The sequence below is a fragment of the Paraburkholderia sp. HP33-1 genome, from assembly GCF_021390595.1.
In the GTDB taxonomy this organism is placed as follows: Bacteria; Pseudomonadota; Gammaproteobacteria; order Burkholderiales; family Burkholderiaceae; genus Paraburkholderia.
This window is the reverse complement of the sequence record NZ_JAJEJR010000001.1, coordinates 1,400,862-1,413,122: the sequence shown is the minus strand read 5'-3', so window position 1 is coordinate 1,413,122 and position 12,261 is coordinate 1,400,862. Positions and strand designations below refer to the sequence as shown.

The window sequence follows — 12,261 nt, the reverse complement described above, 5'->3', positions numbered from 1 at the left end:
CATGCTCCCTCTGCAAAGGACACGCTCATGAGTCAGGAGACGCTCTATTTCGATGACCTCAAGGTCGGCGACACCTCGATCACCGGCACGTATGAAGTCAGCGCCGCCGCGATCAGACGCTTCGCCGGCGAGTTCGATCCCCAGCCCTTCCATCTCGACGACGAAGCCGCCCGCCACTCGATGTTCGGCGGCCTCGCCGCGAGCGGCTGGCATACCGCGGCCATCACGATGCGTCTGCTCGTCAGCGAGGGCCCGAAGCTCGCCAACGGCGTGCTCGGCGCCGGCTGCGAGCTCGAATGGACGATGCCGACGCGCCCCGGCGACGTGCTGCACGTCGAAAGCGAAGTGGTGGAGCTGATCCCTTCGCGCTCGCGGCCCGATCGCGGCACGCTGGCGCTGCGCTCGAAGACGATCAATCAGCACGGCCAGATCGTGCAGGACATGACCGCCAAACTGATCGTCGCGCGCCGCCCCGCGTAACGCCGCCTATCCGACACTTCGCGACACTTCGCGACACTTCGCCGACACTTCGCAAGGACCTTCATCATGATCGTCGATCCCTCCACCCAGAACGCCGCCGCGAACTACAAGCTGCTGATCGGCTCCATCCTGCCGCGCGCGATTGCATGGGTCAGCACGCTTTCAACGGACGGCGTCGCGAACCTCGCGCCGATCTCGTTCTTCACCGCGGTAGGCCGCAAGCCGCCGATGATATCGATCTCGATGCAACCGCGCTCCGACGGCGTCACGCTGAAGGACACGTTCGTCAATATCCGCGACACCGGCGAGTTCGTCGTCAACATCGCGAACCTCGAACTCGCGGATGCGTTGCATCGCAGCGCTTTCGAGTTCCCGTCCGACGTCGACGAGTTCGAGGCGATCGGCCTTGAAAAAGCCGTGTCGCTGACGGTCCGACCGCCGCGCGTGAAGGCGGCGCCGATCGCGCTCGAATGCAAGGTCGAGCGGATCATCCCGATCGGCGACCAGCACGACCATGTGGTGTTCGGCGAAGTGCTGCGCTTCCAGATCCGCGACGACCTCTACCTCGATCGCGGCCGTATCGACACCGCCGCGCTGCAGGCGGTCGGTCGCCTTGCCGCCGAATACACGGTCGTGCAAAGCGCCTTCACGACGCCGCTCGATCCGCAGGTGCTCGCGCGCCTGCAAAACAAACGCATCGGCCGGCTCGACGACTTCGAGGACGGTTACTCGCCGATCGACGCGGGGAACTGGTCGGCCTCCGGCGCGACGCGCTGATCTTTGTTTCGAACAGACTGACAGGGAATATCCATGAATCCCACTCATCATCCGACCCAGCCCGCACTCGTGTTTATCCACGGATTCCTCGATGGTGCCGCGGTCTGGGACGACGTTACCCGGCATCTCGGCGAGCGCGCCGACGACGCGCTGCGCGTCGATCTTCCTGGAATGGGCGCGCGCGCCACCGAACCCGGCCCCTACAGCCTCGATCGCTTCGCGGCCGATATCACGACGCAGATCCGCGCGCTGTCGCGGCCGGTCGTGCTCATCGGGCACAGCATGGGCGCGCAGATCGCTGAACTCGTCGCGGTACGGCTGAACGAGCTGGTGCGCGGCCTCGTCTTGCTGACGCCCGTACCTTTGCGCGGCACTGGCCTGCCTGATGACGCGATGCGCGGTTTCCATGCGCTCGGCGGCAATCCGGCGGCACAACGTGAGTTGCGTCGCAACGTGTCGGTGAACCTCGACGACGCCCAACTCGAGCGGCTCGGCCGGCTCGGCGACCGTGTCGATGCAACCGCGACCGGCACCTTCGCCGACCTCTGGAACGAGGGCCATCCGACCGGTGCGGAACCGTCGCGATACCTCGGCCCGGTGCTGATTCTCCGCGGCGACGGTGACACCTTCGCCACCGCCGAGCTGATCTCGGTCGGCGTCACGCCGCGTTTCAAAGCGCCGGAGGTCATATCGATCGAGCGCGCCGGTCACTGGCCGCACGTCGAACAACCGGCCGCGATCGCGCGTGCCGTCGCCTCGTTTCTCGCGAACGTCGATCGAAACCAGGGTGAACTGAACACCTCCGATGTACCCGTCACGCCGCAGGGCTGGACCCGGGCATTCGGGCAAAAATCGGCCGATGCTTTCGCCGAGACGTTCTCGCCCGATGTCGTGCTCGAAGCGAGCGTGCTGGCGAAGCCGGCCGTCGGCATCGATCAGGTCAAGACCGTCATGACTACCGCGAGCCGGATCTACGAAGCGCTCTCGTTCACGCATGAAGCGCACAGCAGGCTACGCGATTACCTCGAATGGGAAGTGCAGGCCTTCGGCGGCGAACAGATGCGCGGCATTACCGTACTGACGAAGAACCCGCAAGGCAAGATCGTGCACGTGGCGATCCATCATCGTCCGCTCGGCGGCGCCCTCAAATTTTCGGCTGAACTCGGCCATCGGCTGCAGGGCCGGGTCGACGCGAGCCTCTTTTTTCGCAGCGCGTAATTCGCGCGTCCGATCACATTCCCTGGAGACTGCAATGGTGAAACGTACCGACGTCGAATTCGAAGTGGACGGCGGCGTCAAGCTGCGCGGCTGGCTCTTCGTTCCGCCCGGCGAGGGACGGCGCCCCGCGATCACGATGGCGCACGGCTACGCCGGCGTGAAGGAACACGGGCTCGAGCCGTTCGCACGCGCCTTCGCGGAAGCCGGCTTCGTCGTGCTGCTTCACGACCATCGCGGCTTCGGCGCGAGCGAAGGCACGCCGCGTCACGACATCGATCCGTGGCGTCAGATCACAGACTGGCGACGCGCTATCAGCTTCCTCGAAAGTCTCGACGTCGTCGATCCCAAGCGCATCGGCCTGTGGGGCACGAGCTACGCGGGCGGTCATGCGATCGTGCTCGGCGCGACCGACCGGCGCCTGCGCTGTGTCGTCGCTCAGGTGCCGACGATCAGCGGCTACGAACAGGGGTTGCGCCGCATTGCGCCGGAGAATGTCGCCGCGATCGAAGAAGCGTTCGCCGACGACGATCGCGCGCAATTGCGCGGCGAGCTGCCACGCCGTCAAGCGATCGTCAGTGGAGATCCTGCGGTTGCCGCGTCGTATCGCGCGAAAGACGCGATCGATTTCTATCTGCAGCCGCTGCCGCAAGGTGCCTGGGAAAACAACGTCACGATCCGCTCGACGCGTGCCGCGCGCATGTACGAGCCCGGCCATTGGATCGCACGCGTTTCGCCGACGCCGCTTCTGATGGTGGTCGCCACACGCGACGCGATCACGCTGACCGATCTCGAACTCGCCGCCTACGAACGCGCGCTGCAGCCCAAGCGGCTCGTGACGATCGAAGGCGGACACTTCGACCCGTATCTGTCGCAATTCCACGTTTCCAGCGAAGCCGCTGTCGAATGGTTCAAGCAGCACCTCGGCTAACGTCCGCTCCCACCACCAAGGACTCCTCCATGTCTCACCTGACTGTCAGTTTCGACGATGGCCTCGCGACGATCGTCATCGACCGCCCTCCGCAAAACCGCATCGACGACCAGATGATCGACGAGCTGGCCGCAGCCGTCACCGCCATCGAGCGCAGCGACGCGCGCGCGGTGCTGGTGCGCAGCGAAGGCGAAAACTTCTCGTTCGGCGGCGACATCATGACGTGGCCCGATGCGAGCGTGCGTGAACTGCGTGCGCGCTTCGACCACTACATGTCCGTGTTCAATCGCTTCGAGCATCTTCCTGTGCCGGTCATCGCCGCGGTGCAAGGGCTGTGCTTCGGCGGCGGCTTCGAACTCGCGCTGCGCGCGGACGTGCTCTTCGCGGCTGAATCGGCGACGTTTGGCCATCCCGAACAGACGCTCGGCATCGTCACGGTGCTTGGCGGCATCTACCGGGTCGCGGAGCGCGCGGGCCGCTCGCGCGCATCCGAGTGGGCGCTGACCTCGGAGAAAGTCCCCGCCGCGACGATGGAACGCTTCGGCATCGTCAATCGTGTCGTCGCCGACGCCGATCTGCTGCAGTCCGCAACCGCGTTCGCGCGCAAGCTCGCGCTCGGCCCCACTCGCGCCTACGCCGCTCACAAGGCGCTGTTGCGTGCGTGGGCGGTCGGCGGCGTAGCGGCCGCGGACGAAGCAATGTCCGACATTGCGATGCCGTTGTTCGAAACCGACGACGCCCAGCGCGGAATCCGCTCCGCCGTCGAAGCGCTGAAGGCGGGACGTCCGCGTCCGGTCATGGACTTCAACGGGCGCTAACAGTCAGCACTAACAGCGGGCGCGAGCAGCAGGCAGCGAAATTGTGCGGTCTAATGGCGTCTTCGCGATCGAACGGAGACGCCCGTCATGGACCGCATCGCAGCGATGAACGCTTTCGTCCGTGTGGTGGAAGCAGGCACGTTCACGAAGGCGGCCGAAACGCTCGACATGCCGAATGCCTCGCTGACGCGACTCATCCAGAAGCTCGAGGAAGACCTGAAGGTCCGCCTCTTGCATCGCACGACGCGCTCCGTCACGGTCACGCCGGAAGGAGCGATCTACTACGAGCGTGTCGTGCGCCTTCTTGCGGAACTCGCGGACATCGAATCGTCGACCACGCATGCGCGGATGAAACCATCGGGCAGGCTCCGCGTCGATGCGGCGACTGCAATCGGCGCGCTCGTGCTCGTGCCGGCGCTCGACGACTTCTACCGCACCTATCCCGACATCGGGATCGAACTCGAGGTCGGCAACGAGCGCGCCGACCTGATCGCCGAGGGCTTCGACTGCGCGATCCGCGCGGGCAAGGTCGACGAGCAGTTTCTGGTCGCGCGGCAGATCGGCAGTTTCGGTTTCACGACCTGCGCGACGCCAGCGTTTCTCGAGGCGCACGGCACGCCGATCTCGCCGGACCAGTTAGGCGATCTGCCGACCATCGGCATGATTCCGTCGCATGCAGGCTACCCGCCATCGTTTCCGTTTTTGTACGACGATCGGAAAGACGGTCTCCAGTTGAAGCACCGGCTCGTCGTCAACGATACAAACGCTTATCTCGCCGCGGGCCTCGCCAGTCTCGGGCTCATCCAGGCGCCGACCTACTCGGTGCGCGACGCGATTGCCGCGGGCAAACTCGTGCCGCTACTTGAAGACTGGCCGCAACCGACGATCCCGGTGCATGTGATCTACCCGCCCAACCGTTATCTGAGCGCGAAAGCGCGTGTCTTTATCGATTGGCTCGTCGAACTGTTCGAGCGCGACGAGCAACTGCGCCGGCGGTGATGCGTGGGTGACGTCTACGTCTACCCGGCGGCTTCAGCGACGTCAGCGTCGCCGATTGCGCGCCGCAGGCGTTCGATGCCCGTATCGCGCAAGCCGAGACGTTCGAGCGTCAACGTGGTTTCGTCGAAGTACGCGCGTGAGGTGCCGAGCGGCCCACGTCCCGTGCGGATCAGGTGTGCGACATGATGGATCGGACAGCCACCGATATAGCGATCGTGCGCGCGGTTGACGACGAACGTCAGCGCCCGGATGTGGCGATCGTCGACCGTCGCCGGAACCCAGCGCGCGTCGTATGCGCCGGCCAGCATCTCGCGCCGCCACAGCAATCGCAACTCGGCCTCGACCTTCGCGGCATCGATCCGGTATAGCAGGCCGTTGCACGCGCCGCCGCGGTCGAGCCCAAGCATCGCGCCGGGCTCTTCGGGCGTGCCGCGTCCGAAGATCATTCGCAGGCAGAAGCCGCGATGCCAGCCGTGCACGCGTGCAACGCTGGTCTCGACGACCTCGAGCGCCGGATTCCACATCAGCGAGCCGTAGCCGAACACGTGAAGGTCCCGCGCGGACTCGTGAGCGTCGAGCACCACCTGCAGCGTCCGTTCGAGCTCCGCGTCGCTGCGCAACTTCAGACCGGCCGGCGGGTCCGCTCGCAACGCGTGTAGCAGCGTGCCCTGCGCCAGGTGTTCGCGCGTCAGCTCGTAGCCGGAAGCGAGGTGTTTCAGATCGCGGGGCATGGGATGGATGTGGGTCGCCATGACAGAACAACTTTAGGTTGTCGAGGCTTGCCGACCAAGCAGGCGGCGAGCAATGCGTTTTTGTTGCGGCTGGAAAGGTCCATGTTGCGCGCCAAGGTTGAGCAGATTCACCAATAGATCGCTCTTTTCCATTTTTTCCAGTTCGATCTGCCCCTCGCTTGGCGCGGATCCTGTTGGATCGTGTATGCCCATGCTATATCCACGATCTCACAATTCCATTGGAGTTCGGCCTATCAGGCACAGCGAATGCTGCACCTGCATCGGATCGTCGCCAACTGTCGAGTCATCGCGGAAAAGCACGGCAGACGGCAACTCCGGCCACCCGTCCGGATCGGCCACGAAGATGGCGAGCGTTTTCATAGCGCATAGGCTTACCATAGAGAACCTGGTACACCGCTCACATTGCCGTGGCGGAACCAGGGGCGAACGCGCCGTACCGCGGCTCATTTCGGTGAGCACTCCGCAAGGGGACGGCACATGAACGTAGTGAATGGAAGGATCAGGTGAAACGATCCGAAGCGTGTTGGAATGTTCAGGCAGGCCACGCATACGCATTCGGGTGCAGGTAGCCCGGATGCAGACATCAAGACCGCACCGCCTTCGCGTGGCAGACGCCTCGCGCTTTGGGTTGCGTCGGCAAGCGTATTCGCTGTCGGGGTCATGGGTATCGTCGCGTCTGACGATCGGTTCGACGATGATCAGGCGCTCGGGATCATCGGATCGACGTCGCCAGCGCGAAACACGTCTTGGTCCGGTCATGTCGCGCTGCCATCGTCGCCTCCCCCTCGCGGAACCGCGGTTGCCAGCGCTGAGCTCGCCCCGCCTCTGTCTTCCGCTACGTCCGATCACCGCGCTGGACCTACTCCGGATTCTGCTGCGCCGCAGTCGGCTACACGAGAGCCCGATCAAGCAAGCTATGCCGCCACACAGAATCGCCGCCATTCGGCGCCACCCGTGAGAGCAATCGCGCGGCATGCGCCAGAGATCACCCGACTCACACCGCCAACGCAACAAGTGTCTTCGCCCGATCATGTCGCGAGATCATCGTTACCTCCTGCGCGGGGAACTGCAATTGGCAGTGCTGAACTCGCCCCGCCCGTGTCTTCCGCTTCGTTCGATCACCGCGGTGCTCCTTCCCGGAATTCTGCTTTACTGCGGCTGGCTCAAGGACAGCCTGCAGGCGGTCACGGCGGAGGCGGTTCGGGCGCGGGCAGTTCGGGCGCGGGCAGTTCGGGCGCGGGTGGTTCGGGCACGGGTAGTTCGGGCACGGGTAGTCCGGGCACGGGCAGTCCGGGCACGGGCAGTCCGGGCACGGGCAGTTCGGGCACGGGTAGTTCGGGCACGGGCAGTTCGGGCACGGGTAGTTCGGGCACGGGTAGTTCGGGCACGGGCAGTTCGGGCACGGGCAGTTCGGGCACGGGTAGTTCGGGCACGGGTAGTTCGGGCGCAGGTGGTTCGGGCGCAGGCGCAAGCGGTTCGGGTGCAGGCGGTCACGGCGGAGGCAGTTCGGGCGCAGGCGGTTCAGGCGCGGGCGGTTCGAGTGCAGGCAGTTCGGGCGCAGGCGGTTCGGGCGCGGGCGGTTCGGGCGCGAGCGGTTCGGGCGCGGGCGGTTCGGGCGCGGGCGGTTCGGGCGCGGGCGGTTCGGGTGCAGGCGGTTCGGGTGCAGGCGGTTCGGGTGCAGGTGGTTCGGGCGCGGGCGGTTCGGGTGCAGGCGGTCACGGCGCAGGCGGTTCGGGTGCAGGCGGTTCCGGCGCAGGCGGTTCGGGCGCAGGCGGTTCGGGCGCAGGCGGTTCGGGCGCAGGCGGTTCGGGCGCAGGCGGTTCGGGCGCAGGCGGTCACGGCGGAGGCGGTTCAGGTGGAGGCGGTCACGGCGGAGGTGGTTCGGGTGCAGGCGGTTCAAGGTAATCGGCCGCCTTGTTTTCAGCCGCCCTTTCGTGCAAGAGACGAAGGTCATGGCGGCTACCGGACGGGTAATCCCGACTGGATGGGACATGAAGCGTGAGATCCCTTGCGTTTGTCCATCTCTCTAGCGGAAGCTCCGATGGCTGTATGCAGCCGGCCGCCCCGTTCGGGGCAACACTGCGAGGCGAATGTCAGCTACCGAAGCGCATCGGCCATATGAGCGTCCATTTGCTCAGGTAGAGCAATGACGGGAACTGGCCTTCATGACCGATCTCGGCCAGGTGGGTCGCCTCGCTCCCTCTTGCCGGCAGCCCGACGATTTCCGTGTCTTCGAGCCTAACGAACGCGGCGTTAGTCCGACGAATTCCGTTTCCCTGCAATTCCACCTGGAGACGCCCTCATGCTCGTTGTAACGCAACGGTGATGTTCCATGTCGCGGATTCGAAGTATTCGGCGACGAAACCATCTGGATGAAGCACGGCCATATTGCGCCCCATGGGAGTTCGATGAAATTCATCGGGCACACCGGCGCCGAGCGCACACAACGGCCCGACGAAATCGTCGAGCGTATCGACGATCAGTGCCGATTCGATATGCCGAACTGGAGCAAGCGCGTCCTGCGTACCGGCGGGCACAATGAATGCGGCGATCACGGCAACGTCGATACCGGTCTCCGGGAAAGCGAGCCGGCGTTCGCATTGCATTTGCTGCAACATCTCGTAGAACGCGATGGTCGGCTCGAGTTGCGCCGTCTCGACGTAGCATCGATACATCGACTTCAGTATTCGCGTCGACATCACCCCTCATGGTCGATCAGCACACACTCGAGTCCCGATGCATCAGTGGCGCATCGCCATTGCGATGACGGCCTTGAAGCATTCCGACGAGCCGCTGATGTCGATCGCAACACGCATCGGCTACCTGTCGGATACGGCTTTCAGCATCGCATTCAAGCGCGCGACCGGCATCAGCCTGGGGCGCTATCGCGTCGACCAACGTCGGTAGCACGGCGAGATCATTTCAACCGGAGAAGATCGATGTCGACTCCCTGGCTGGGGCGCTGCCTCTGCGGCGCGGTGCAATACGAAGCTCGCGGCGATTCGCTCGCGCAACTGATCTGCCATTGCCGCGATTGTCAGCGTGCGTCCGGTTCCGCGGGATTGCCGGTCGTCGTGGTGAGCGCCGCGGGCTTTTCGTTCAATGGCGAAATCAGGCCTTATACGAAGATCGGCGGCAGCGGGATGCCCACGACGCGCAACTTCTGCCCTCATTGCGGCAGCCTGCTATTCGCAACACCGCATCACGCGCCGGACATCGTGACGCTCTATGCCGGCACGCTCGACGATCCTTCGCGCTTCAAACCCGAGTTCGTTCAGTTTGCGTGCGAACGTCATGAACTGGACGCCCATCAGCCGGACATTCCCCATCATCCGCGCAGAGCGCCCTGAGCGGCGGAATCAAAGATGCCGGATTTCCTCCGGCGAATTGCCCCAGTCGTTGCGCAGCCCATCCCGATAGGTCACGGGCGCATTCAGCGCTGCGTCGAGATCGAGTTCATCGATGCACATGATGTTCACGTTGATATACGGATACCCGGTGCCGTTGGGCATGTCGATGCGGTCGAATACGTGCACCCCGCACCGTTTGCAGAACGGGTGATGCGCGACCGGATTGTCACCCTGATATTCGCTCAGCGCGGCTTCATCGGAAAGCAGACGAAAGTCCTCCCGGCGAACCTGCACATGCCAGAAGCGCAGCCTGCTGCAGTAGCTGCAATTGCATTTCGACGTGCCCTTGTCGAAATCGATGCGAGCTTCGAACTTCACGAGTTGGCAATGGCAACTTCCGAGGTACGTGCGCAGCATGGGGTTCTCCGAGGTTGAGGGCCGCTGCCATTATGGACGGCACGACTTCGAGCTGCCAACGCACGAGCCGTCGCAACCGTCGCAGTAATGACGATCGCGCACCGCGCGATCCACCCGCCAGACGTTCGCCGCAACCGGCGTCGCAGTACCCGCCGAGCGCCCGTTTTCCTGCGCATGAAAGGTCGGCTCACCCGCCTTGCCACGGCGAATCACTTCATCGATGCCCTCTTCGCCGAACACCGCTTTCAGCTCGGCCACGAACGCCGCGATCTCCGGCATCGGATGCCCGACTGGCTTGCGCACTCGCATGTCCATGAACCCGTCCCCCCAAAAAAATGCCTGTTCGCTATCTCATAAAAAACATGTAGGATACTGTATATCCATACAGGTATTTTCGCAAATGACAGCCGCCCTGCCCGCACCGGAAGCCATTCACCCGTCCCTGTGGCGGGCGTCCCAGCTTGGCGCGGGCCGCGGCCGCAGCGTCGATACCGGCTATCCGGCCCTGTCGGCGGAATTGCCCGGCGGCGGCTGGCCGCTCGGCGCGCTGGTCGATCTGCTCGTGCAGCAGGCCGGCGTCGGCGAGCTGAGGTTATTGCGGCCGGCGCTCAGCGCCGTCGGCGAGCGTCCAATCGCCTTCGTGCAGCCGCCGCACACGCCGGACGGCCTCGGGCTCAACTACATCGGCCTGTCGCTGCAGCAGGTGCTGCGCATTAATGCGCCGAAAACCGCCGACGCGCTGTGGTCCGCCGAACAGATCCTGCGCGCCGGCAGTTGCGGCGCGCTGATCTTCTGGGCGCAGTACGCGCAGGCGTCGTCGCTGCGCCGTCTGCATCTGGCGGCGCAGTCGTCGGAGACGCTTTTCATCATGGTGCGGCCGCTCGCCACCGCGCAGGACGCGTCGCCCGCGCTGCTGCGGCTCGCGCTCAGGCCATCGGCCGAAGGCCTCACCATCGACATCGTGAAACGACGAGGGCCCGCTCGCGCAGAGCCCCTGTCGATTCCCCTTCAACCCACCCCCGTTCTGCTTTCCCGACATGCGCGTCTTTCTCGCCGTTCATCTGCCAAAGTTGCCGCTCGAGGTCTTCAGGCCGAAGTGGTCGCCTGAGCCCGCGCATGGCTGCGCGGTGCTGGAGAAAGACAAGGTGGTCATGGCCGACCCCACCGCGCGCTCGGCGGGCGTGCGCCCCGGCATGAAGCGCGGGGGCGTGCTGACGTTGTCACCGGAAACGGAGATGTTCGAGCGCGATAGCGGCCGCGAGGCGGCTGCCCATCGCGAGGTGGGTGTCGCGCTGATGCGCTTCTCGCCTGAAGTCGCGCTGCTCGACGAAGCGACGGTCATCGTCGAGATCGGCGCGAGTCTGCGGCTTTTCGGCGGCCTGCTCGTGCTGTGCCGCGACGCGAAGGCCATCCTCGCTGCGCTCGGCTTCACCGCGCGCATCAGTGCCGCGCCGACCGGCCAGGGCGCGTGGCTGCTCGCGAAATATGGCAACCGGCGCGTGTTGAAACTCGCATCGCTCGAACAGCGCCTGTCTGCCCTGCCGATGCTCGCCGTGCCCGAAGTCCGCCCGTTCGCCGACTGGTTCACCGGCCTAGGTTGCGAGTGCATCGCCGATCTGCGCCGCCTGCCCCGCGCCGGCTTGCAGCGCCGCTGCGGCGAACATCTGCTCGACTCGCTCGACCGCGCGTTCGGGAGCGCGCCCGAACTGTTCGACTGGCTCGAACTGCCGCCCACGTTCAGCGCGCGCATCGAGATGCCGGACCGGCTCGAACACGCGGATGGCGCGGTGTTCGGCGCGCAGCGGCTGGTCGTGCAGCTGTGCGGCTGGCTGTGCGCGAAACAGCTCGCGGTCACCGGCATTCGCCTGTCGCTCGAACACGAGCGCGGCCGCGCTGCGATCGAGCCGACCACCATCGACGTCGCGCTCGGCGAGCCGAGCTGGCGCGAAGAACATCTGATGCGACTCCTGAAGGAGCGGCTGCATCGTATCGAGCTGAGCGCGCCCGTGATTGCGTTGCGGCTCGATGCGTCGAACGTCGAGTCGGCCGCGCCCGCGTCCGACTCGCTGTTTCCCGAACCGGGCGGCTCGAAGGAGGATCACGAGCGCCTGCTCGAACTGCTGGTCGCGCGGCTCGGCGAAGAGAATGTGCTGAAGCCCGCGCCGAGCGCCGATCATCGTCCGGAGATTGCGAACCGCTGGCTGCCGGTGGCGCAGCCCATCAAGCCCGGCCCGCTGCCGCAGAATCTGCCGCGCCCGACGTGGATGCTCGACACACCCGTGCGTCTGCTGATGCGCCAGCACCGCCCGTTCTATGGCTCGCCGTTGCGCATGGTGTCGCCAGGCGAGCGCATCGAGAGCGGCTGGTTCGACGGCGAGCTCGTCACGCGCGACTACTTCGTCGCGCAGGCGGACGACCAGAGCTGCTACTGGATCTATCGCGAACGCGTGAGCAGCCGCGACGCGGAAGAAGAGCAACGCTGGTTCCTGCATGGCCTGTTCGGCTGACAGGCGCGGATGAGC

17 protein-coding genes are annotated in these 12,261 nt (G+C 65.2%); 10 read left to right on the top strand and 7 right to left on the bottom strand.

Annotation, left to right across the window (positions count from 1 at the left end; translation table 11 throughout):
* Positions 1–27 precede the first annotated feature (27 nt).
* The 6 genes from L0U81_RS06350 (at position 28) to L0U81_RS06325 (ending at position 5,220) form a co-directional block, all read left to right on the top strand.
* The gene (locus L0U81_RS06350) at positions 28–480 is read left to right on the top strand and encodes a MaoC family dehydratase (protein WP_233800934.1); all 453 of its coding nucleotides are present in this window, start codon (positions 28–30) and stop codon (positions 478–480) included.
* A gap of 66 nt (positions 481–546) precedes the next feature.
* On the top strand, positions 547–1,257 hold the full coding sequence (locus L0U81_RS06345; protein ID WP_233800932.1) for a flavin reductase family protein: 711 nt from the start codon (positions 547–549) through the stop codon (positions 1,255–1,257).
* A gap of 33 nt (positions 1,258–1,290) precedes the next feature.
* A complete protein-coding gene (locus L0U81_RS06340; RefSeq protein ID WP_233800930.1) occupies positions 1,291–2,475 on the top strand; it encodes an alpha/beta fold hydrolase in 1,185 nt (394 codons plus the stop codon).
* A 34-nt stretch (positions 2,476–2,509) separates the two neighbouring features.
* Positions 2,510–3,403 (top strand): alpha/beta hydrolase, encoded by an 894-nt coding sequence (locus tag L0U81_RS06335; RefSeq protein WP_233800928.1) that lies wholly within the window; start codon positions 2,510–2,512, stop codon positions 3,401–3,403.
* A 29-nt stretch (positions 3,404–3,432) separates the two neighbouring features.
* The gene (locus L0U81_RS06330; RefSeq protein WP_233800926.1) at positions 3,433–4,221 is read left to right on the top strand and encodes an enoyl-CoA hydratase/isomerase family protein; all 789 of its coding nucleotides are present in this window, start codon (positions 3,433–3,435) and stop codon (positions 4,219–4,221) included.
* 87 nt (positions 4,222–4,308) lie between these two features.
* Positions 4,309–5,220 carry a LysR family transcriptional regulator gene (locus L0U81_RS06325; protein ID WP_233800924.1) on the top strand — a complete coding sequence of 304 codons (912 nt, stop codon included), beginning with the start codon at positions 4,309–4,311 and terminating at the stop codon, positions 5,218–5,220.
* A gap of 20 nt (positions 5,221–5,240) precedes the next feature.
* Here the strand turns inward: L0U81_RS06325 and L0U81_RS06320 are convergent, their stop codons facing one another.
* From L0U81_RS06320 to L0U81_RS06300, 5 genes are all read right to left on the bottom strand, one after another.
* A complete protein-coding gene (locus L0U81_RS06320; protein WP_233800922.1) occupies positions 5,241–5,951 on the bottom strand; it encodes a gamma-glutamylcyclotransferase in 711 nt (236 codons plus the stop codon).
* A 33-nt stretch (positions 5,952–5,984) separates the two neighbouring features.
* Positions 5,985–6,164, bottom strand: coding sequence for a hypothetical protein (locus tag L0U81_RS06315; RefSeq protein ID WP_233800920.1), 180 nt, complete (start codon positions 6,162–6,164; stop codon positions 5,985–5,987).
* Positions 6,165–6,179: 15 nt separating this feature from the next.
* Positions 6,180–6,332, bottom strand: a complete 153-nt coding sequence (locus L0U81_RS06310; protein WP_233800918.1) for a hypothetical protein — start codon at positions 6,330–6,332, stop codon at positions 6,180–6,182.
* Between the two features lie 824 nt (positions 6,333–7,156).
* Positions 7,157–7,405 carry a hypothetical protein gene (locus tag L0U81_RS06305; RefSeq protein WP_233800916.1) on the bottom strand — a complete coding sequence of 83 codons (249 nt, stop codon included), beginning with the start codon at positions 7,403–7,405 and terminating at the stop codon, positions 7,157–7,159.
* Between the two features lie 867 nt (positions 7,406–8,272).
* A complete protein-coding gene (locus L0U81_RS06300; RefSeq protein WP_233800914.1) occupies positions 8,273–8,671 on the bottom strand; it encodes a glyoxalase in 399 nt (132 codons plus the stop codon).
* Positions 8,672–8,708: 37 nt separating this feature from the next.
* Between L0U81_RS06300 and L0U81_RS06295 the strand changes: the two genes are divergently transcribed.
* Positions 8,709–8,879: a helix-turn-helix domain-containing protein gene (locus tag L0U81_RS06295; protein ID WP_233800912.1), complete on the top strand. Its 171-nt coding sequence runs from the start codon at positions 8,709–8,711 to the stop codon at positions 8,877–8,879.
* A gap of 32 nt (positions 8,880–8,911) precedes the next feature.
* Positions 8,912–9,322, top strand: a complete 411-nt coding sequence (locus L0U81_RS06290) for a GFA family protein (RefSeq protein ID WP_233800910.1) — start codon at positions 8,912–8,914, stop codon at positions 9,320–9,322.
* A 9-nt stretch (positions 9,323–9,331) separates the two neighbouring features.
* On the opposite strand, the gene L0U81_RS06285 is transcribed toward L0U81_RS06290, so the two are convergent.
* Positions 9,332–9,739, bottom strand: a complete 408-nt coding sequence (locus tag L0U81_RS06285; protein ID WP_233800908.1) for a GFA family protein — start codon at positions 9,737–9,739, stop codon at positions 9,332–9,334.
* 30 nt (positions 9,740–9,769) lie between these two features.
* Positions 9,770–10,054 (bottom strand): hypothetical protein, encoded by a 285-nt coding sequence (locus L0U81_RS06280; protein ID WP_233800906.1) that lies wholly within the window; start codon positions 10,052–10,054, stop codon positions 9,770–9,772.
* Between the two features lie 85 nt (positions 10,055–10,139).
* Between L0U81_RS06280 and imuA the strand changes: the two genes are divergently transcribed.
* Complete coding sequence (gene imuA, locus L0U81_RS06275) at positions 10,140–10,847, top strand: translesion DNA synthesis-associated protein ImuA (protein ID WP_233804244.1); 708 nt, start codon at positions 10,140–10,142, stop codon at positions 10,845–10,847.
* Complete coding sequence (locus L0U81_RS06270; protein WP_233800904.1) at positions 10,777–12,246, top strand: Y-family DNA polymerase; 1,470 nt, start codon at positions 10,777–10,779, stop codon at positions 12,244–12,246. The genes imuA and L0U81_RS06270 overlap by 71 nt, the downstream gene beginning before the upstream one ends.
* The last annotated feature ends 15 nt before the right edge of the window (positions 12,247–12,261 follow it).

Bases quoted from the DNA above. Each gene is read 5' to 3' on its own strand.
- L0U81_RS06300 (WP_233800914.1), bottom strand. From the start codon at position 8,671: ATGTCGACGCGAATACTGAAGTCGATGTATCGATGCTACGTCGAGACG.
- L0U81_RS06310 (WP_233800918.1), bottom strand. From the start codon at position 6,332: ATGAAAACGCTCGCCATCTTCGTGGCCGATCCGGACGGGTGGCCGGAG.
- L0U81_RS06290 (WP_233800910.1), top strand. From the start codon at position 8,912: ATGTCGACTCCCTGGCTGGGGCGCTGCCTCTGCGGCGCGGTGCAATAC.
- L0U81_RS06345 (WP_233800932.1), top strand. From the start codon at position 547: ATGATCGTCGATCCCTCCACCCAGAACGCCGCCGCGAACTACAAGCTG.
- L0U81_RS06335 (WP_233800928.1), top strand. From the start codon at position 2,510: ATGGTGAAACGTACCGACGTCGAATTCGAAGTGGACGGCGGCGTCAAG.
- L0U81_RS06340 (WP_233800930.1), top strand. From the start codon at position 1,291: ATGAATCCCACTCATCATCCGACCCAGCCCGCACTCGTGTTTATCCAC.
- L0U81_RS06350 (WP_233800934.1), top strand. From the start codon at position 28: ATGAGTCAGGAGACGCTCTATTTCGATGACCTCAAGGTCGGCGACACC.
- L0U81_RS06330 (WP_233800926.1), top strand. From the start codon at position 3,433: ATGTCTCACCTGACTGTCAGTTTCGACGATGGCCTCGCGACGATCGTC.
- L0U81_RS06315 (WP_233800920.1), bottom strand. From the start codon at position 6,164: ATGGGCATACACGATCCAACAGGATCCGCGCCAAGCGAGGGGCAGATC.
- L0U81_RS06285 (WP_233800908.1), bottom strand. From the start codon at position 9,739: ATGCTGCGCACGTACCTCGGAAGTTGCCATTGCCAACTCGTGAAGTTC.
- L0U81_RS06325 (WP_233800924.1), top strand. From the start codon at position 4,309: ATGGACCGCATCGCAGCGATGAACGCTTTCGTCCGTGTGGTGGAAGCA.
- imuA (WP_233804244.1), top strand. From the start codon at position 10,140: ATGACAGCCGCCCTGCCCGCACCGGAAGCCATTCACCCGTCCCTGTGG.
- L0U81_RS06270 (WP_233800904.1), top strand. From the start codon at position 10,777: ATGCGCGTCTTTCTCGCCGTTCATCTGCCAAAGTTGCCGCTCGAGGTC.
- L0U81_RS06320 (WP_233800922.1), bottom strand. From the start codon at position 5,951: ATGCCCCGCGATCTGAAACACCTCGCTTCCGGCTACGAGCTGACGCGC.
- L0U81_RS06280 (WP_233800906.1), bottom strand. From the start codon at position 10,054: ATGGACATGCGAGTGCGCAAGCCAGTCGGGCATCCGATGCCGGAGATC.
- L0U81_RS06295 (WP_233800912.1), top strand. From the start codon at position 8,709: ATGCATCAGTGGCGCATCGCCATTGCGATGACGGCCTTGAAGCATTCC.